Genomic DNA, 19,690 nt, shown 5'->3' on the forward strand with positions numbered 1-19,690 from the left:
ATGCACGATCCCCACAGCGAACGCATGAGTAGCGGCGAGACGCGAGCAGCAAGCGGTCTGGCCCTGGTGTTCGCCTTTCGTATGCTGGGCATGTTCATGGTGTTGCCGGTACTGGCCACCTACGGCATGGACCTGGCGGGCGCGACGCCGGCCCTCATCGGGTTGGCGATTGGCGCTTATGGCCTGACCCAGGCCATTTTCCAGATCCCGTTCGGGATCATCTCCGACCGTATCGGCCGGCGCCCGGTCATCTACCTCGGGCTGATCGTCTTCGCCCTCGGTAGCGTCCTGGCGGCCGGTGCCGATTCCATTTGGGGGGTGATCGCCGGCCGGATCCTTCAGGGCGCCGGGGCGATTTCCGCTGCCGTGATGGCGCTGTTGTCTGACCTGACCCGTGAACAGCATCGCACCAAGGCCATGGCCATGATCGGCATGACCATCGGCCTGTCGTTCGCCGTCGCCATGGTGGTCGGCCCCTTGCTGACCCGTGCCTTCGGCTTGTCGGGCCTGTTCCTGGCGACCGGCGCCATGGCGCTGCTGGGGATCCTGATCGTGGCGTTCGTGGTGCCGCGCTCCACCGGGCCGTTGCAACATCGCGAATCCGGTGTGGCTCGCCAGGCGTTGATCCCGACCCTCAAGCACCCCGACCTGCTGCGCCTGGACCTGGGCATCTTCGTACTTCACGCCATGCTGATGTCCAGTTTCGTTGCCCTGCCGCTGGCCCTGGTCGAGAAGGCCGGCTTGCCCAAGGAGCAGCACTGGTGGGTGTACCTGACCGCCTTGCTGATTTCGTTCTTCGCCATGATTCCCTTCATCATCTATGGCGAGAAACGACGCAAAATGAAACGAGTTTTGCTCGGCGCCGTCGTGACGCTGATGCTCACTGAGCTATTCTTCTGGCAGTTCGGTGACAGCCTGCGGGCCTTGGTGATCGGGACTGTGGTGTTCTTCACCGCGTTCAATCTGCTGGAGGCATCGCTGCCGTCGCTGATCAGCAAGGTTTCACCGGCGGGCGGCAAGGGCACGGCCATGGGGGTCTATTCCACCAGCCAGTTCCTGGGTTCGGCGTTGGGCGGAATTCTCGGCGGCTGGCTGTTCCAGCATGGCGGTTTGTCGGTTGTATTCCTGGGATGCGCCGCGTTGGCTGCACTTTGGCTGGTCTTTGCTGTTACCATGCGCGAACCTCCGTATGTGACGAGCCTGCGCTTGCCGTTGTCGTCCGAAGCCATCCGCGAAGCAGGCCTGGCCGAGCGCCTCAGGGCCGTCGTGGGAGTAACCGATGCAGTGGTGGTCGCCGACGAAGCGGCCGTATATATCAAACTGGACACCGAATTATTGGATCGTGCGACGCTCGAGCGCCTGGTGAACAACCCGGCCCCGACCGCGTGCGAAGCCTAGGAGAACGTTATGGCCCGTGGGGTTAACAAAGTCATATTGGTCGGTACTTGCGGCCAGGATCCCGAGGTTCGCTACCTGCCTAACGGCAACGCCGTGACCAACCTGAGTCTGGCGACCAGCGAACAGTGGACCGACAAGCAGACCGGCCAGAAGGTCGAGAAGACCGAATGGCACCGCGTGTCGATGTTCGGCAAGGTGGCCGAGATTGCCGGCGAATACCTGCGCAAGGGTTCGCAGGTGTACATCGAGGGCAAGCTGCAGACCCGCGAGTGGGAAAAGGACGGTATCAAGCGTTACACCACCGAAATCATCGTCGACATGCAAGGCACCATGCAGTTGCTGGGCGGCCGTCCGCAGGGCGATCAGCAGCAAGGCGGTAACAACTACCAGCAATCCGCGCCTCGTCAGCAGGCTCCACGTCCGCAGTCGGCGCCTCAGCCGCAACGCGAACGCCCGGCTCCGCAACAGGCCGCGCCGCAACCGGCTCCGGATTTCGACAGCTTCGATGACGATATTCCGTTCTAAGAGCAGCTGAAAGCTCCAAGCTGCAAGCTTCAAGCTCAAGAAAAAAACCGCGCATCGTTCCAGCGCGGTTTTTTTTCGCTTGCAGCTTGCAGCTAGGCTGCCTATAGCCGGCCGCCGAGAAATTCCTCGGTACTCACCACGCTCGCATACGCAAACCCCAGCGCCGCCATGAAGGCCGCATGCACCTGGGCGGCCGGAACGACCACACCATTGAATTCCAGGTCCAGGGTGGCGCAAGCATCGTGGATCACCGTGACGTCATAGCCCAGGTCCGCCGCCGCGCGGGTGATACCGTCGACGCACATATGACTCATGCTGCCGACGATGACCAATTGTTCGATACCGTGCTGGTCGAGGAGGGCCTGCAGCTCGGTTTCACGGAACGAATTGACATAATGCTTGAGCACCACCGGCTCATCGGCGCGGTTGAGCACCTTGGGATGCAACTTCGCGCCTTCGGAGCCCGGCGTGAAGAACGGAGCATCTTCGGATGTGAATTCGTGGCGAATATGCACCACTTGGTTGCCGGCCTGGCGAAAGGCTTCAATGATCCGGGCGGCGTTGTCGGCGGCGGCTTCGGCGCCGACCAGTGGCCATTTTCCCTGGGGGAAGTAGTCGTTCTGGATATCGACTACGATGAGCGCTTGCTTGGACATGAGGCTTCCTCTATCAGGTTGGGAGTGAGGTCATCATCGGCGTTTGCGGTGGGATCGAGGATTGGCCGCAACGACAATTAGCGGGGGAAAACTGACAATGACGCAGCAAAGGGCAGTCGCCGAGCTCGGGGTGCTGATCTACCCCGGCGCGCAACTGGCGGCGGTGCACGGGTTGACCGATCTGTTTGCCGTGGCGGAACGGATCGCAGGCGAGCAGGCCTCTGCGCAACTGCCGCGACTGCGGGTGAGCCACTGGCGGGCCGAGAACGGCGAGACGCCGGGGCGGGTGTTCGACAGCGGCCCGGGAGCAGCAGAAAAACTCACTGCGTTGCTGATTCCACCCTCCCTGGCCGGCTTCAGCGAGGGCCAGGCCCCACGGGCGCTGATGGAATGGCTGCGGGCCCAGCACGCCAGCGGCACGGTTTTGGGTGGGGTTTGCGTCGGTTCGATCCTGCTGGCCGAAAGCGGCTTGCTCGATGGGCGTAGCGCCACCACCCATTGGACGTCGGCCAAGTCCTTCGCCGACCGTTACCCGAATGTCAGGCTTCACGCGGACAAACCCATCGTCGACGACGGCGATTTGATCACCACCGCCGGACTGATGGCCTGGTCGGAACTGGGGCTGCGGCTGGTGGATCGCCTGCTTGGCCCGAGTATTGCCACGCGCACTGCACAGTTTCTGGTCGTTGAGCACAGCGACAGCGCGAGCCAGTGCGGCAGCAATTTCGCACCGATCCTCGGACATGGGGATGCGGCAATTCTCAAGGTCCAGCACTGGTTACAAGGCAGCGGCGCGGTAGATGTGTCCCTTGGCGCGATGGCCGAGCGGGCGGGGCTGGAAGAACGCACGTTCCTGCGCCGGTTTCGTGCGGCCACCGGACTCAAACCCACCGAGTACTGCCAGCATCTGCGTGTCGGCAAGGCCCGGGAAATGCTGGAGTTCACCAATGGCACCATCGACCACATCGCCTGGACGGTCGGCTACCAGGACCCGGGCGCCTTTCGGACAACGTTCAAGAAAATTACCGGGCTGACGCCGAGCGATTACCGGGCGCGGTTTGGGGTAAGTCCACCAAACGCCTCAAAACAGTAGCTTTCTCGCCCCGGGATGTTGATTCAACATCGTGCAATTTGCGGGATGAGCTGTGCCGGTCGTGCAGAATGAAACAGGCCAGGCGCCATCTATCACCTCGCGATGTACCCGTTTCCCTGACCGTTCGTCCCCCATAGACCGTTGGCCTGATCTCTGCACTCCTTTACCTGAAACCATAGAACGCAGGTAAAAGGGCCACGAATGACCTCAGCCAATCGCAACAAAACGGTAGTCGCCTATTCGATCAATCCTCAGGCACCGCTCCATGAGGTGGAAACCAATCGGGCCCTGGCCCGCTGGCTGGCGCGGATAATGGGGTGTGAATACGGTGGCAGCTACGACCCCGATCAACATACCGGACGCGATCTGTACCTGCTGCCCACGCAGACGCTGGTAGGCGGCGAAACCCTGCGGCGCTTGGGTGTCACGGGGGCGGACGACCTGTGGGGGGGATATGTCGAACATGATTTCATTTGCACCAAGGCCATTACCCACGGTCTGTTGAACAAGTATGCCGTCGCGCCAACGGGCTGGTCGCCGCTGTTCGCCAAACTGAGCCGTGGCGTGGTGCTCGATGGGATAAGTGTTTTTTCGCTCAAGGATGCGCGCCCCGCCGCCGAGCATATGCTCTACGCCGGGCCCATCCGCTTCAAGCCTATTCACGCCTGTGCGGGGCGCGATCAGCGGGTGATCGAGACCCTCGCCCAGTTCGATGAAATCGTCGCCGCTCCGGACGCCCAGGCGCTGTTCAGCGACGGAGTGGTGTTGGAGCAGAACCTTCGGGACGTCAAGACCCAGAGCGTCGGCCAGAGCCGCATCGACGGCAAGCTCATCAGCTATTGCGGCGTGCAGCACCTGACCCGCGACAGTGAAGGGCTGGAAGTGTATGGCGGCTCGGACCTGCTGGTGGTGCAGGGCGGCTACATTGAGCTGCTCAGGCTCGACTTGCCCGATGATGTGCGCGAAGCGGTGCGGTTGGCCCAGGTGTTCGACGATGCCGCCAACCAGGCCTATCCCGGCTTCTTTGCTTCCCGGCGAAATTACGATATCGCCCAGGGCCTCGATGTCGGCGGCCAGCCCCGCGGTGGCGTGCTGGAGCAGTCGTGGCGCATGGGCGGAGCCAGCAGCGCGGAGCTGGCGGCACTGCAAGTGTTCGTCGAGGAGCCCACGACCAGCGTGGTCCGCGTGTCCTCGGTGGAAATCTACGTCGAACAGCCGTTGCCGGCAGGTGCCGTGGAGGTCTATCGCGGTCCGGCGCATAACGGCGACTTCTTACTCAAATACGCAACGGTTCATTCCCATGACGGCTAGAAGCGAAACCATTCAGATCGAGATCGATGATGAACGCATGAACGGGACCTTCCTGAGTCCCAAGTCGAAGGTGCCTGGCGTCCTGTTCGTCCACGGTTGGGGCGGCAGCCAGGAGCGTGACCTGGAACGGGCCAAGGGCATCGCCGGCCTGGGTTGCGTGTGTCTGACTTTCGACTTGCGCGGGCATACCGGCGGCGCGGGCATTCCGCTGTCCCGGGTGACGCGGGAAGACAACCTGCGGGATTTGCTGGCGGCCTATGACCGGTTGCTGGCCCATCCGGCCCTGGACACGTCGGCGATTGCCGTGGTGGGCACCAGTTATGGCGGTTATCTGGCCTCGATCCTGACCTTGCTGCGCCCGGTGCGCTGGCTGGCACTGCGGGTGCCGGCGCTGTATCGCGACGAGCAATGGCACACGCCCAAGCGCGACCTGGACAAGGCTGACCTGCTGGATTACCGCAGCACCCTGGTGCACGCCAGCACCAACCGCGCCTTGCACGCCTGCTCGCAGTTCACTGGCGATGTGTTGCTGGTGGAGTCGGAAACCGACGATCATGTGCCCCATGCCACCATCATGAGTTACCGCGCCGCGTGCCAGCAGACCCATTCGTTGACCCACCGGATCATCGACGGCGCGGACCATGCCTTGAGCGACCCCGTTTCACAGCAGGCCTACACCTCGATCCTGGTGGGATGGATCACGGAAATGGTGGTGGGAGAGCGGTTGAGCATCATTCAGGAGCGGTAATTGTGTGGCGTTTGTTCCGGCCTCTTCGCGGGCAAGCCCGCTCCCACAATTTGTATCGGCGGTGAACACAGAGCTGTTGTCCGACACCCAAACCTGTGGGAGCGGGCTTGCTCGCGAAGAGGCCAGCCCTCTCAGTCACGGCCACGGCTTCGCTTGAGCCCCGGTTTGACCCGCAACGCCTTGGCCTTCGCCTCGATCGCCAAGTACATCACCACGGTGATCAGCAACGGCAGGATGAAGTAGATCGCCCGATAAGCGATCAATCCTCCCAACAGGCTGCCCCGCGACACTTCGTGTTGCAGCAGTGCAATGAATACTGCCTCCAGCACGCCGAGCCCGGCCGGGATGTGGGTGATGACGCCGGCGATGCTGCTGATCAACAGCACCCCGAGTACCACAGGGTATTCCAGCTTGCTCGGCAGCAACGTGAAAATCACCGCCGCCATCAGCGACCAGTTCAGCGCCCCGAGCGCCAGTTGCAACACGGCCATGCGCAGCGACGGCAGGTTGATTTCCATGCCACGGATCGTCCAGGCCCGGCGCTTGGAAAACCGGCAGGCCAGCAGGTAGCCGGCGCTCGCCAACAGCAGCAATACACCCACGCCCTGCAAGGCGTTGCTGCTGAGTTTCCAGCCTGGCGGCATCGTAACCAGGCCGCTGCTGAAGACCACGCCGGCCAGGGTCATGTAGCCAAACCAATTCGTGGCCAGGCTCAGGCCAAGGATCTTGGCGATATTGCCGGTGCTGACCCCCAGCCGCGAATACAAGCGGTAACGCATGGCAATGCCGCCGACCCAGGCACTGAGGTTGAGGTTGAAGGCATAGCTGATCACGCCCACGGGCAGTATCTGGCGCCAGCCGAGTTTTTGCCGGATGTAGGTACGACCGATCAAGTCGAAGCACGCGTAGGTAATGAAACTGGTGATAGTCAGCCCCGCCGCGATGATCAAGGTGCGGATCTTGAAGTCGGCCAGGGTATTCAACACTTCCGCCCAGTCGATGCGCCGCGCCAGGGCCGTGAACAGCACGATCAGCAGCAGGAAGAACGCCAGCGTCAGCGGGCGTTTCCAGCGGCTCCAGCGTGAGGCCGGTTTCGCCTCGGCATGGGTGTGCTCCGACCCGTGGGCGTCTCTCGGCGCGGAGTGCGCTTCAGAGTGGTTCATGGGGTTCGCTCCGAACCGCCGTCGGCGGCGAGAAAGGTTTCAGACGCGGCTTATGGGCCGGCAGCCATCCGGCCCAGGCCGGGAAATGCCGCAGGAAGTGGAAAACCATAAAACCGATGGTCATGCGCCACAGCAGCCCCCTCTGGGCGTGATTGGCCGCCATGACGGTGCAATGCTCGCGGCTCAGGTGATCGAGACGCTCGAACAGTTCGCGATTGAACGCCCGATCACGGATCAGCACGTTGGCTTCCAGGTTCAGGGATAGGCTCAAGGGGTCGAGATTGCTCGACCCCACGGTGCTCCAGTCCTCATCCACCAGGGCCACCTTGCCATGCAGGGGGCGCTCGCAATATTCATAGATCACCACCCCGGCCTTGAGCAGATAGTCATAGAGCATTCGTGCCGCCAGCTTGGCGATCATCATGTCCGGCTGACCCTGCAGGATCAGCCGTACCTCCACCCCGCGTCGCGCCGCGTTGCGGATCTCGCGCAGCAACCGATAGCCGGGGAAGAAATAGGCATTGGCGATCACCACCCGCCGCTGGGCGCTGCGCAGCACTTGCAGGTAGACCTCTTCGATGTCGGTCTGGTGTTCATGGTTATCCCGGTAGACCAGCCGTACCTGGCCGTCGTGGTCGCTGAAAGCCAACTCGCTGCGACGGCTGCGGCGGCGCTGCCACCAGTATTTGGCCCGGCTCGGCCGACCGCTTTGCATCAAGGCGAAGTGATGGATATCGACCACCGCCGGTCCTTTGACCTCCACCGAATAGTCCTGTTTGGCCTCGGGGCCGAAATCACCCAGATGGTCGGCGGAGAAATTGATCCCACCGATGAAGGCAATCACACCATCTACCACCACCACCTTGCGGTGCAGACGGCGGAACCAGTTGGTGCGAATCCCCAGGTGAAGTGGGGCGGGGTCGAACATCTGCAGGCGCACGCCGGCATTGCTCAACGACGCGAGGAACTCTGGCGTGAGTTCCCCGCAACCGAAGCCATCCAGGCTCAGGGTCACTCGCACGCCTCGGTGGGCGGCATCGACCAGCAGGTCGCGCAACTCGTTGCCGACCTTGTCCTCGAAAAGAATGAAGGTCTCGATGAGGATTTCCGTCTCCGCCCGGCGGATCGCCTCGAACACCCGGGGGAAATATTCCTCGCCATTCTCCAGCAGCGTGACCCGGTTATTGCCGTGCCAGCCATATTCGATGTCCACCAGCGCCGGATCGCGTTCGGTCGGTGGGACCTCGACCTGTTCCACTGTGGCCTTGTTCATCGTCGCGCTCATAACTCGATCTCCACCGACAGGGGGGCATGGTCGGAAAGGTGCGACCAGGGCCGTACGCTTAGCACTTTGGGGTGATGGGCCTTGAGGTTGCGCACATAGATGCGGTCCAGGCGCAGGATGGGCAGGCGGGCCGGAAAGCTGCGGGCCGGTTTGCCCCATTGCTCGGCGAACACTTCCCGCAGACCGCAGGGTTCGAGCAGGTCGTTGGCCTTGCCGCGCCAGTCGTTGAAGTCGCCGGCGACAATCACCGGCGCCTCGGGCGGCAGTTCGCTCAAGCGTTTGCACAGCAGTTTCAGTTGCTCGACACGATGGCCTTCGCGCAATCCCAGGTGAACGCAGATGGCATGGATCTGCGGGCCGTCGCCGCCCGGCAGGCGCAGCACGCTGTGGAGCATGCCGCGGCTTTCATGGCCGCTGATGGACACGTCCAGGTTGTCGTGGCGAATGATCTGGAACTTCGACAGCAACGCATTGCCGTGATCCCCCGCCGGGTAGACCGCGTTGCGCCCATAGGCGAATTGCGGCCAGAGGCTGTCGGCCAGGAACTCGTATTGCGGCATGCTCGGCCAGTTGCTGTAGCGCCGGGGATGATGTTCATGGGCGCCATGGACTTCCTGCAGGAACACCACGTCGGCGGATACGCTGCGCACCGCTTCGCGCAATTCAGGCAGGATGAAACGTCGGTTCAGCGCGGTGAAGCCTTTATGTGTGTTGACCGTCAGGACGGTGAAGCGGCTGACCCTGTCCAGGTCGTGCGCAAGACTCCGGGTGGGGTCCAGGCGCGCTTCAATGGGTTCTGTGCTCATGGCAACACTCCCTCGGCGGGGCGCTGGCCGGGTACGGTGGCAAGGTCCTTGTCCAGGTCGAATCGCTCCAGCAGGTGGCGTGCGTCGTAGGGCGCACGCACCTTGATGTCGTTGTCGAAATAGCAGAACACTTCCCGGCTCTTGCGCGCCCTGGGTTTCTTTTTCGGATCGATCAGTTGGGCATCGTCCGGCTGAGTGCCGTGGCTCCAGGCCTCGATGCGGTCGCCCCAGCGTTTCAAGGCTTCGTCGGTATAGCCGCTGGCATACAGCTCTTCGGCACCGTGCAGGCGCAGGTAAACGAAATCGCTGGTGACGTCTTCGCGATAAGGCCATTTGCCGGCGGTGTCGGCGATGACCAGCGCCACGTCGTAGCGCTTGAGTAGCGCAACGAAATGCGGATCGATGAAGCTTTCATGACGAATCTCGACGGCGTGGCGCAGCGGGCGTTTCTTGTCGGTTTCGGTGCTGGCGTGGCCATCCAGGCGCGGCTCGTGCTCCCGGGCCAGGGCCGCAGCGCCTTCAGTGTCGTGGGGCAATTGCTTGAGGAAGTCTTCGAACAGCTCGGGGTCGAATTTGAAGCTGGGGGGAAACTGCCAGAGGATAGCGCCGAGCTTTTCCTTGAGCTCCAGCACGCCGGAGGCGAAGAAGTTGGCCAGGGGCTTGCGAATGTCGCGCAGACGCTTGATGTGGGTGATGAAGCGCGGTGCCTTGACGCTGAACACGAAGTCCGGCGGTGTCTCGGCGTACCACTGCGCATACCGTTCGGGACGTTGCAGGGCGTAGAACGATCCATTGATTTCGATGCTGTTGACTGCTCGCGAGGCGAACTGCAATTCACGCTTCTGGGTCAGGCCCTTGGGGTAGAAATCCCCCCGCCAAGGCGTGTATCGCCAACCGGAAATGCCGATGTGGATCGCCGTCATGTGCTCCTCCCGTGCCAGATGACCTCGTACTGCCTGTGTCTTTTGATGACTGTCGGGCGGGCCGGAAAGTTTCGACGGGGTTACAGGCGGCGGGTAAGGCAATGTGGGAGCAAGGCCTGTGGGAGGCTGTGGCGCAAGACCTGTGGGAGTAGGGCTGTGGGAGCAAGGCTTGCCCGCGATGAAAGCACCGCGGTCTTAGCCAATATCGAGGGCGCCTTTATCGCGGGCAAGCCTTGCTCCCACAATAAATCCCCATGTCACAGGGAAGTATCAATCCCGAGAGCGAACTTGCCCGCACGATTTGGATCAGTTCCTTATCGATCCCCGCACAGGAGCCTCGCGTTTTGTCTCGATTGACCACTGCATTGCTGCTGATCGTGCTGGCGCTGGCCGGCAATGTCGCCTTCGGGGCGGCGGCCGTTCCCGCGCCCAGCGAGGCCCCCGCCGAAGCCGAGCCGCTGGTGCAGGGCGGGTTGTTGGGGGCCATCAGTTCGAGCATCGACGATGTCCAGGACAAGCTCGATCTCAACCAGAGCCTGATCGATGCCTGGCGCTTGCGGGCGGACCGGGCGGCGGATGAGGTGGACCGCCTGGTCGACCAGACCGCCCGCTCGTCCTGGCGCGTGACCGGGGATTTCCTGCTGCTCTCCGGCGTCTGGCTGGGCGCCTTTGCGCTGATCTGGGCCGGTGCCCGGTTGCTGGTGCGCCACCTGCGCCAGCGTCGATGGTTGCAACGCCGCCAGCGGGTGCGGGACTTGTTCGGCTACCTGCTGCCCTACACTGTACCGGCGCTGGTCTGCCTGCCGCTGACCCTGTACGTCAGCCACTTCTTGCAGGTGTCGGTCGGTCGCGCGTTGGCGCTGTGCTTCGCCTACGCCACCAGCAGCGGGATATTCTCAACGTCGGTGTTGTTGTGCGTGATCGTGATGTTCAACGCCGGCCACAAACGCCGGGCGGTGGCGATCATTCGCCGTTTCAGCCCCCGGCCGTTGTTCCTGATCGGCTTTCTCGCCGCCCTCAGCGACGCGCTGACCAGCCCGCAGATCGCCCGGCAACTGGGCGGCAACATCACCAGCAGCGTCGCGGTGTTCACCGGATTGCTGGCCTCGTTGATCTTTGGCTGGCTGGTGATCCGCATGCGCCGGCCGGTGGCGCACCTGATTCGCAACCGACCGCTGGCCCAACGCTTGAAGCAGCCGGCCTTGCAGGAGTCGCTGCGGATTTTTTCCGGACTCTGGAACTGGCCGATTCTGTTGATGGTGCTGGTCTCGGCGGTGAGCCTGATTGGTGTAGGCGAGGACAACCAGAAAGCCCTGCGTTGTGCGTTGTTCACCACCATCCTGCTGATCGCGACGGTGTTCCTCAGCACTGTGTTCCAGCAGGTATTCAAGTCTCCCAAGGTCGAGGCCATCCAGCGCAACAGCGCCTACAAGAGCCGCTTGTTGAGCCTGTTGCATGCGCTGTTGCGTATTGTCATGGCGGTGGCGTTCATTGAAGTGCTTGGCCGGATCTGGGGTGTCTCGCTGTTCGAGTTCGCTTCGCGCAACGCCGTGGGCCGGGCGATCAGTGATTCCCTGAGCCGCATCGGCCTGATTTTCCTGGTGACCTGGCTCACGTGGGTGGTGCTCGACACGGCGATCCAGGAGGCCCTGAAACCGCCGCTCAACAAGCGAGGGGCACGTCAGCCCAGCACTCGGATCAAGACCATCCTGCCGCTGCTGCGCAACGCGATCAAAATCATCCTGGTGGTGATCTGCGCGATCACCACCATGGCCAACCTGGGCATCAACGTCGCGCCATTGCTGGCCGGCGCCGGGGTGGTGGGCCTGGCGATCGGCTTCGGTTCCCAGCAGTTGGTGCAGGACGTGATTACGGGGCTGTTCATCATCATCGAAGACACCCTGTCCATTGGTGACTGGGTGGTGCTCAGTTCCGGCCACGCCGGCACCGTCGAGGGCCTGACCATCCGCACCCTGCGCCTGCGCGACGGCAAAGGGTTCGTGCACTCAGTGCCGTTCGGCCAGATCAAGGCGGTGACCAACCAATCGCGGCAATTCGCTTTCGCGTTCTTCTCGGTGCAGTTCACCTACGACACTGACGTAGACCAGGCCATCGAACTGATCCGCGAGGCCGGGAATTCGATTTCCGAAGACCCGTTCCTCAAGTTCAATCTGCAAGGACCGCTGGATGTGTTCGGCGTGGACCGGATGGACCTCAACGGCGTGGTCCTCACTGCCCAGTTCCGCACCGTGTCAGGCGGGCAGTATGCGGTGAGCCGGGCGTTCAACCAGCGCTTGAAGAAGCTTGTGGATAACCATCCAGCGGTGCATTTCGCGCAGACTTATCCACAGCAGGTGGTGATGCCGAAGCGGTTGGTGGAAGAGCCGAAAGAGGGCGATGGAGTGGCTGAATCGCAATGAGGTTGTGGCGGGCCGGCTGGCCTCATCGCGAGCAGACACCCTAACCTTTCTGAATCAGCTTACTGCGCACCTCAGCCATCCCCTGAGCATCCAACTCCAACCAGAAAACCGGCTTGCCGGCAATCAGCGCCGCCGCCGGCCCCCCATCGCGATACACCAACCGATTGCTCGCCAGAGCCGGCACCTTCGCTCCCGGCAACAGCGTACCGGCCAGGTTCAGCGGATCGACGCCACACACACCGACCAGACTGCCATCGGTAGGGCGGCGGCGGACTTCGCGCAGCAGCGGGATGGCCTCGGGCAGGGCAAATTGCTCGCCCGCCAGCCCGCTGACAAACCGTCCACCGCGGATTTCACCCCGTGCCTCCAGGCGATGAAACGTGCGCAGCAACTCGCGCCAGCTGGGCAGCCATTCGGCCTCGCGGTCCAGCATGCGCCAGAACACCACGCCGTAGCGACGCAGCAAGGTCATTGCGATGTGTTCCAGGGTTTCGGGCGGTGTGGAAGCGGGCCGTATGCCTTCCATGGACGCGGGGCTACGGCGCAGCAAGGCCCAGCGCCCGGCGTCGTCCATGCCGCCGACAAACGCCCCGCGTCCGCGTCGGCTGCTACGGGCCTGGCGTTTGCTGGCCGGGGTGATCAGCGCCCGCAGGCCGGCGAAGCTGTCGGCGTTCACCAAACCGGCGCCCACCAGTTCCTGCAAGGCGATTTCCAGTTCGGCGCGCAGCAGGTGGGCTTCGTGCAGCAGTTCGTCAAAAAACAACGCACCGTGTTCGCTGAGGGCCTGATGGACTTTCTGTGTCTTGAGTGACAGTTCGTCCAAAGGTGTCTGCTCTGCCAGGCTGCTCCACCGCGCGACCTGGCTGCGGGGCAACAGTACCACCGGTGTGCTGCGCAGGGCGTTGGCCGAAAGCTTCTGGCGAGCGCTCAAACGCGTCCAGACCAGCTTGCCGCTGCGGCACAACTCATCGAGCCAAGTGGGCGAATAGTCCTTGATCCGTGCCGGCAGCAGGTCGCTGTCCCAGGCCGAGGCCGCAGCCGGGTAGCCTTCGAACTGGCTGATGATCGACGGCAGGACGGCGCTGCCCCGACCTTGGGTCGATGCCGACAGGTGCTGCCAGTCGAACAGGAACCGCACGAAGTCCTGCAACGTCACCGGCTCGATTTCCCGGCGCAGGCGCTTGACGGTATAGCGATGGATGCGCGCCAGCAGATGCCGCTCGCACCATTCTTCCTGCCCCGTGCCGGGCGTGAACCGGCCGCGCAACACGTAACCTTGCTGTTCGAGTTGTGCCAGGGCCTGGGTGGCCTGCGGTGTCGACAACCCCAGCGGGTAGGCGATGGCTTTCAGCGGTAGCGGGTCGAAGGCACTGAGTCGGGCGCGGAGCACTTCCACTACGGCTTCGTCACGGTCCCAGGTTTCATCGAAACCGACCAGGGGCGCCAGGGGCGGTTGCCATGAAGCCTGTGGATAAATTGCCTGCAAGCAAGTCAGCCGTTCCAGCGGCACCCACAGGCCGCGTTCGGCGCTGACTTGCAGGTGACTGGCGCGTCCGCGTCCGGCCAGGACGGTCAGCCACTCCAACCATGAAGCGTGGGCACTGGCTTCGCTGTCGGCGATGCAGGCCAGGCTCATCAGCGCTTCGTGCATTTCGTCGAGATTGCTCGGCGTCGGCCAGGCTTCTTCGCGTACCGACTGGATGGCCTCGACGTCCAGCGCGCCGAGGTCGTCGGTGGACTGTGGATCGCTCCAGCGGCGATTGATCACCGCTTGGGTGCGACGTTCTTCCAGCGGCGCGTCGTCGAGGAAGGTGTAGGGCCGGGCGCTGAGAATTTCTGCCGCCAGGGGCGACGGCGCCGGCAGGTCACGGCTGATCAGGCGAATCTCGCCCGCTTCCATGCGCCGCAACAAGGCCAGCCAGCCTTCGCTGTCCATGGCTTCGTGCAGGCAGTCGTCCAGGGTTTGCTCCACCAATGGATGATTGGGAATTTCCCGTTCGCCGGCGAGGTTCTCCAGGCAGGCAATCTGATCCGGGAACACGCTGGCGATCAGGTCTTCGCTTTTCATCCGCTGAATTTGCGGTGCGACCTTGCGCCCGCCGGTATAGCGCGGCAAGGCCAGGGCCACCCCCGCGTTCCAGCGCCAGCGCACGCCGAACAGCGGCGCGTCCAGCACCGCCTGGACCAGGATCCGTTCGGCGCTCTGGCTGTTGAGATAACGCCAGACTTCGTCGAGCTCGAAGCTGTGGCTGGTGGACAATGACAACACGATGGCGTCTTCACTGGCCGCAGCCTGCAATTCGAAATTGAAGGTCCGGCAGAACCGCTTGCGCAGCGCCAGGCCCCAGGCGCGGTTGATGCGACTGCCAAAGGGCGTATGAATGATCAGTTGCGTGCCGCCGGACTCGTCGAAGAACCGCTCCATCACCAGCGTGTCCTGGGAGGGCAGGGCACCGAAGGCCAGGCGTGCCGGCGCCAGGTAATCCACCAGTTGTTCGGCGCTGGCCTGGTTCAACTGCAAGGTGCCGGTCAGCCAGTCGAGGGCCGGTTGCAGGTTGCCTGGCGTCGCGCCCAGCAGTCGGTCCAGTTGCGCTTGCAGGCGGGCCACGGCCAGGGACAGCTCGGCGCTGCGCCCCGGGGCTTCGCCAAGCCAGAACGGAATGGTCGGTGGCTGGCCCTGGGCGTCCTCGACCCGCACGCGGCCGGTCTCGACGCGGATGATGCGGTAGGAGGTATTGCCCAGCTGGAACACGTCGCCGGCGATGCTCTCCACGGCGAAGTCTTCGTTGACACTGCCGATGTTCAGGCCCTGGGGTTCGAGCAGCACACTGTAGTCGGCATTGTCCGGGATGGTGCCGCCGCTGGTCACGGCCGTCAGCTTGCTGCCGCGGCGACCGCGCAGCGTACGGGTGACGGCATCGCGATGCAGATAAGCGCTGCGCACGCCCTGGCGGCCGTTGAGGCCTTCGGCGAGCATCTGCAGCAAGGCCTGGTAATGACCTTCATCCAGTCCAGCGTAGGGCGAGGCGCGGCGGAACATCTCCAGCAGCGCCTGCTCCTGCCATTCCTGGCAACTGACTTCGGCGACGATCTGCTGGGCCAGCACGTCCAGCGGTGCCTTGGGAATGTGCAGGATATCCAGCTCGCCGCGGCGCACGCAGTCGAGCAGCGCGGCGCATTCGATCAGGTCGTCGCGGGTGGTGGCGAACAGTCGGCCCTTGGGTGTGCCGCCCACCTGGTGGCCGGAACGCCCGACCCGTTGCAGGAAGGCGGAAATCGAGCGGGGCGAGGCGATCTGGCACACCAGGTCGACATCGCCGATGTCGATGCCCAACTCCAGGGACGCGGTGGCGATCAACACCTGCAATTCGCCGCGCTTGAGCCGTTGTTCGGCGTCGAGACGAAACTCTTTCGCCAGGCTGCCATGGTGGGCCGCCACCGCATCCTTGCCCAGGCGTTCGCTCAAGTGCCGGCTCAGGCGTTCGGCCAGCCGCCGGGTGTTGACGAACACCAGGGTCGTGCGGTGCGCTCGGGCGAGGTCGGCGAGGCGGTTGTAGACCAACTCCCAGACGTCATTGGCCATCACCGCCGAGAGCGGCACCGGCGGCACTTCGATGTCCAGGTCCCGGGGGCGGGCATGGCCGATGTCGACGATTTCACAGGTGCGTCCTTCGCCGACCAGAAAGCGCGACACCGCTTCGATGGGCTTTTGGGTGGCAGACAAGCCGATGCGCACCAGCGGTTCGGCGCACAGCGCTTGCAGGCGTTCCAGGCTCAAGGCCAAGTGGCTGCCGCGTTTGCTGGCGGCGATGGCGTGGATTTCATCGACAATCACTGTGCGGGTGCTGGCGAGCATCAGCCGGCCGGAATCGGAGCCGAGCAGCACATAGAGCGATTCGGGGGTGGTCACCAGAATGTGCGGCGCGGTCTTGCGCATCGCCGAACGATCTTTTTGCGGCGTGTCGCCGGTGCGCACGGCGGTGGTGATTTGCAGGGGCGGCAGGTCCATCTGGCGCAATTGTTCGGTAATCCCGGCCAGTGGCGTTTGCAGGTTGATCCGGATGTCGTTGCTCAGGGCCTTGAGTGGCGAGACGTAGACCACCAGGGTCTGATCTGGCAGGCCGCCTTGTTCCAGGCCGCGGTGCACCAGGTCATCGAGCACGGCGAGGAACGCTGTCAGGGTCTTGCCCGAGCCGGTGGGCGCGGCCACCAGGGTCGAACGGCGCTGGCCGATCAACGGCCACGCCTGGGCCTGGGCGGCCGTGACCGCCGGGAATGTCTGGCTGAACCAGGCACGAACGGCAGGGTGGAAGCCTGCCATGGCATGGTCGGCGGCAAGAGGCAGATTCATGAGGGCAGTTATGCGGGTGGGGCGGGGAAGATGCAAGTACCATTGGGGTCTCTGTCGACAGGCAGGGCCCTTTCGCGAGCAAGCCCGCTCCCACAGTCGATCGCATTCTTGCAGAGGAAACCCGGTTCACTGTGGGAGCGGGCTTACTCGCGAAGAGGCCCCAAAGGGCAGCATACATCCAGGATCTGCACTTTACGGATGACGGTTGCGCACTAAACCCGCAAAATGCAACGATTCCGACGACGCCTGTGGGCGTTGTCGACCAAATTCTTGTGCCAACAGACTGGGCCTGCTGATTTTATGCGAATGCGCCTTATGTTACTGGGCGGCGGAAATGCCCTTGGGCAGGCGCTGATTCGCCTCGGTGCGGAAGAAGACATCGGTTTTCTCGCCCCTCGACCGCCCGAAGACGGATGGGACGCCGCGAGCCTGACGCAACTGCTCGACGACACCCGGCCGGACGCCGTGATCAATCTGGCGTACTACTTCGACTGGTTTCAAGCCGAGGCCGTCAGCGAGCAGCGCCTGGCCAGCCAGGAGCGCGCCGTCGAGCGCCTGGCCGAACTGTGCCAGCACCACGAGATCGTCCTGGTGCAACCGTCGAGCTATCGCGTGTTCGACGGTTCTCGCGCCACGGCCTACAGCGAAAAGGACGAACCCGTGCCCCTGGGTCTGCGTGGCCAGGCGTTGTGGCGTATCGAGCAAAGCGTGCGCGCCACCTGTCCGCAACATGTGCTGTTGCGCTTCGGCTGGCTGCTCGATGACAGCCCCGATGGCATCCTCGGACGTTTCCTGGCCCGCGCCGAACAACCCGAGGAATTGCTGCTGGCCGATGACCGTCGCGGCAATCCAACGCCGGTAGACGATGCGGCACGGGTGATCATTTCCGTACTCAAGCAGCTCGATTGCGCGGCGCCGTTGTGGGGGACCTACCATTACGCCGGGCACGAGGCGACCACGCCCCTGGCGCTGGGCCAGGCGATCCTCACCGAAGCCCGGGCGCTGCATCCGCTGGCGATCGAATCGCCCACTCCCCAGGCCCACGCCGCCCGGCCGGATGCCGCGGAAGAACCACAGCACGCGGTGCTGACCTGCAAGAAAATTCTGCACACTTTCGGGATCAAGCCCCGCGCCTGGCGCGCCGCGCTCCCGGGCTTACTGGATAGGTTTTATCGTCATGGCTGAAGGCCCTGTTTTAATCACCGGCGGTGCGGGTTTCATTGGTTCGCACCTGACCGACGCCTTGCTCGCCAAGGGCCACTCGGTGCGCATCCTGGATGACTTGTCCACCGGTAAACGCAGCAACCTGCCGCTGGATAACCCGGCCGTGGAACTGATCGAAGGCGATGTCGCCGATGCGACGCTGGTGGCCCGCGCGATGGTCGGTTGCAGTGCCGTGGCGCATCTGGCCGCGGTGGCTTCGGTCCAGGCTTCGGTGGACGATCCGGTACGCACACACCAGAGCAACTTCATCGGAACCCTGAACGTCTGCGAAGCCATGCGCCAGGCTGGTGTGAAACGGGTGTTGTTCGCCTCCAGCGCGGCGGTCTATGGCAACAATGGCGAAGGCCAGTCCATCGACGAAGACACGCCCAAGGCCCCGCTGACCCCGTACGCCTCGGATAAGCTGGCCAGCGAGTTTTACCTGGATTTCTATCGCCGCCAGCATGCCCTGGAGCCGGTGGTGTTCCGCTTCTTCAATATCTATGGTCCACGCCAGGATCCGTCGTCGCCGTATTCCGGGGTCATCAGCATCTTCAGCGAACGGGCGCAGAAAGGTCTGCCGATCACTGTGTTTGGCGATGGCGAGCAAACACGGGATTTCGTTTACGTCGAAGACCTGGTGGACCTGCTGGTCCAGGCCATCGAAAAAACCGAGGTGGAAGTCGGCGCGGTGAACGTCGGCTGGAACCAGGCCACGACCCTCAAGCAGATGCTTGCGGCCCTCGCACAAGTGGTCGGCGACCTGCCGCCGATCAGCTACGGCCCGGCACGCTCCGGTGACATCCGCCATTCACGGGCCAACAACCGCCGTCTCCTGGAGCGCTTCAGCTTCCCGCAACAGACGCCGATGAGCGTGGGATTGGCGCGGTTGCTGGGCCGCTGATCCAGGAAATGAAACCGCTGTGGGAGCGAGCCTGCTCGCGATGGCGGTGGATCAGTCAGCATCTTTTTTGACTGACAAACCGCTATCGCGAGCAGGCTCGCTCCCACAGGGGATTTGAGCAAGTTTGAAGGTATGGGTCAGAACTTGTAACCCAACCCCACCATGTAGATCAGTGGATCCACGTCGACATCCACCTTGGCCCGGGTACCACCGGCCACGGCGTTATTGTCGACATAGGCAGTGGTGTCGATATCGATGTAGCGAATCTGACCGTTGATCATGATGTTATCGGTCAGCATGTAGTCAGCGCCCACTTGCCACGCCATGCCCCAGCTATTGCTTGCCCGGAAGTTGCTGAAACCGTTGGCGCTGGCGCCGCTGCCGACGTGTTCGTCGTAGATCCAAGTGTAGTTGATGCCGGCACCGACGTAAGGCTGGAACGCCGATTTCGCGTCGAGCGGGTAGTAGACCAGGCTCAGGGTCGGCGGCAGGTGCTTGAGGGTGCCGAGCTTGCCATTGGCGGCGCCGAGGGCAGTTCCTTTGAGCTTCACGTCATGCTCGAACGGCGAGGCAGCGAGCAGTTCGATACCCAGGTTGTCGGTGAGCATGTAGGCGAAGTTCAGGCCCAGTTGGGTGTCGCTGCTCATGGTCGCCTTGCCGCCCAGATCGGCACCGGCCAGCGGGCCGCGGTCAACCTTGACGCTGGAGCTGTCGGCCTCGGGATTGACGGTGATGGCGCCGGCACGGACGATGATATCGCCGGCCGTATGGGCCTGGGCGAGCGGGGCGACGAGTGCGAGGGCGACGAGGGAAGCGCTGAGCAGAGACTTGTGCATGGGGGCTCCATAGGGCATTCGAAAAGTGATGTCCTATGGTACGAAGCGCTCTGGGGTGGTCTTTTGAC

Annotated in this window: 15 protein-coding genes; 8 read left to right on the top strand and 7 right to left on the bottom strand. The window is 63.3% G+C overall.

Annotated elements, in window-relative coordinates; translation table 11 throughout:
• Both LCU97_RS24710 and LCU97_RS24715 read left to right on the top strand, forming a co-directional pair.
• Positions 1-1,398: an MFS transporter gene (locus LCU97_RS24710; protein ID WP_053151939.1), complete on the top strand. Its 1,398-nt coding sequence runs from the start codon at positions 1-3 to the stop codon at positions 1,396-1,398.
• A 9-nt stretch (positions 1,399-1,407) separates the two neighbouring features.
• Positions 1,408-1,923, top strand: coding sequence for a single-stranded DNA-binding protein (locus tag LCU97_RS24715; protein WP_053151937.1), 516 nt, complete (start codon positions 1,408-1,410; stop codon positions 1,921-1,923).
• A gap of 101 nt (positions 1,924-2,024) precedes the next feature.
• On the opposite strand, the gene LCU97_RS24720 is transcribed toward LCU97_RS24715, so the two are convergent.
• Positions 2,025-2,579 (bottom strand): cysteine hydrolase family protein, encoded by a 555-nt coding sequence (locus LCU97_RS24720; protein ID WP_232778009.1) that lies wholly within the window; start codon positions 2,577-2,579, stop codon positions 2,025-2,027.
• A gap of 97 nt (positions 2,580-2,676) precedes the next feature.
• Here LCU97_RS24720 and LCU97_RS24725 point away from each other — a divergent pair, with 97 nt between their 5' ends.
• From LCU97_RS24725 to LCU97_RS24735, 3 genes are all read left to right on the top strand, one after another.
• The gene (locus LCU97_RS24725) at positions 2,677-3,672 is read left to right on the top strand and encodes a GlxA family transcriptional regulator (RefSeq protein WP_232778010.1); all 996 of its coding nucleotides are present in this window, start codon (positions 2,677-2,679) and stop codon (positions 3,670-3,672) included.
• A gap of 201 nt (positions 3,673-3,873) precedes the next feature.
• Positions 3,874-4,983, top strand: a complete 1,110-nt coding sequence (locus LCU97_RS24730) for a DUF3182 family protein (RefSeq protein WP_232778011.1) — start codon at positions 3,874-3,876, stop codon at positions 4,981-4,983.
• Positions 4,973-5,731: an alpha/beta hydrolase family protein gene (locus tag LCU97_RS24735; RefSeq protein ID WP_053151929.1), complete on the top strand. Its 759-nt coding sequence runs from the start codon at positions 4,973-4,975 to the stop codon at positions 5,729-5,731. Before LCU97_RS24730 ends, LCU97_RS24735 begins: the two co-directional genes overlap by 11 nt.
• 131 nt (positions 5,732-5,862) lie before the next feature.
• On the opposite strand, the gene LCU97_RS24740 is transcribed toward LCU97_RS24735, so the two are convergent.
• From LCU97_RS24740 to LCU97_RS24755, 4 genes are read right to left on the bottom strand one after another with little or no spacing between them, the layout of a single operon-like run.
• Entirely contained in the window at positions 5,863-6,894 is a 1,032-nt protein-coding gene (locus tag LCU97_RS24740) for a lysylphosphatidylglycerol synthase domain-containing protein (protein ID WP_053151927.1), read from the bottom strand.
• Entirely contained in the window at positions 6,881-8,179 is a 1,299-nt protein-coding gene (gene clsB, locus LCU97_RS24745) for a cardiolipin synthase ClsB (protein WP_232778012.1), read from the bottom strand. The genes LCU97_RS24740 and clsB overlap by 14 nt, the downstream gene beginning before the upstream one ends.
• Entirely contained in the window at positions 8,176-8,985 is an 810-nt protein-coding gene (locus LCU97_RS24750) for an endonuclease/exonuclease/phosphatase family protein (RefSeq protein WP_232778013.1), read from the bottom strand. The genes clsB and LCU97_RS24750 overlap by 4 nt, the downstream gene beginning before the upstream one ends.
• Positions 8,982-9,908: a DUF72 domain-containing protein gene (locus LCU97_RS24755; protein ID WP_053151923.1), complete on the bottom strand. Its 927-nt coding sequence runs from the start codon at positions 9,906-9,908 to the stop codon at positions 8,982-8,984. Before LCU97_RS24755 ends, LCU97_RS24750 begins: the two co-directional genes overlap by 4 nt.
• Before the next feature lie 344 nt (positions 9,909-10,252).
• Here LCU97_RS24755 and LCU97_RS24760 point away from each other — a divergent pair, with 344 nt between their 5' ends.
• Positions 10,253-12,328 (top strand): mechanosensitive ion channel family protein, encoded by a 2,076-nt coding sequence (locus tag LCU97_RS24760; RefSeq protein ID WP_232778014.1) that lies wholly within the window; start codon positions 10,253-10,255, stop codon positions 12,326-12,328.
• A 40-nt stretch (positions 12,329-12,368) separates the two neighbouring features.
• Here LCU97_RS24760 and LCU97_RS24765 read toward each other — a convergent pair whose 3' ends face one another.
• Positions 12,369-16,679, bottom strand: a complete 4,311-nt coding sequence (locus LCU97_RS24765) for a DEAD/DEAH box helicase (RefSeq protein WP_232778015.1) — start codon at positions 16,677-16,679, stop codon at positions 12,369-12,371.
• A gap of 300 nt (positions 16,680-16,979) precedes the next feature.
• On the opposite strand from LCU97_RS24765, the gene LCU97_RS24770 reads away from it, so the two are divergent.
• Both LCU97_RS24770 and LCU97_RS24775 read left to right on the top strand, forming a co-directional pair.
• Complete coding sequence (locus tag LCU97_RS24770) at positions 16,980-17,864, top strand: sugar nucleotide-binding protein (protein ID WP_053151978.1); 885 nt, start codon at positions 16,980-16,982, stop codon at positions 17,862-17,864.
• Entirely contained in the window at positions 17,857-18,786 is a 930-nt protein-coding gene (locus LCU97_RS24775; RefSeq protein WP_232778016.1) for an NAD-dependent epimerase/dehydratase family protein, read from the top strand. The genes LCU97_RS24770 and LCU97_RS24775 overlap by 8 nt, the downstream gene beginning before the upstream one ends.
• A 137-nt stretch (positions 18,787-18,923) precedes the next feature.
• Here the strand turns inward: LCU97_RS24775 and LCU97_RS24780 are convergent, their stop codons facing one another.
• Positions 18,924-19,622 carry an OmpW/AlkL family protein gene (locus tag LCU97_RS24780; protein WP_232778017.1) on the bottom strand — a complete coding sequence of 233 codons (699 nt, stop codon included), beginning with the start codon at positions 19,620-19,622 and terminating at the stop codon, positions 18,924-18,926.
• Between the last annotated feature and the right edge of the window lie 68 nt (positions 19,623-19,690).

This window comes from Pseudomonas uvaldensis (assembly GCF_021271205.1).
Lineage (GTDB): Bacteria > Pseudomonadota > Gammaproteobacteria > Pseudomonadales > Pseudomonadaceae > Aquipseudomonas > Aquipseudomonas uvaldensis.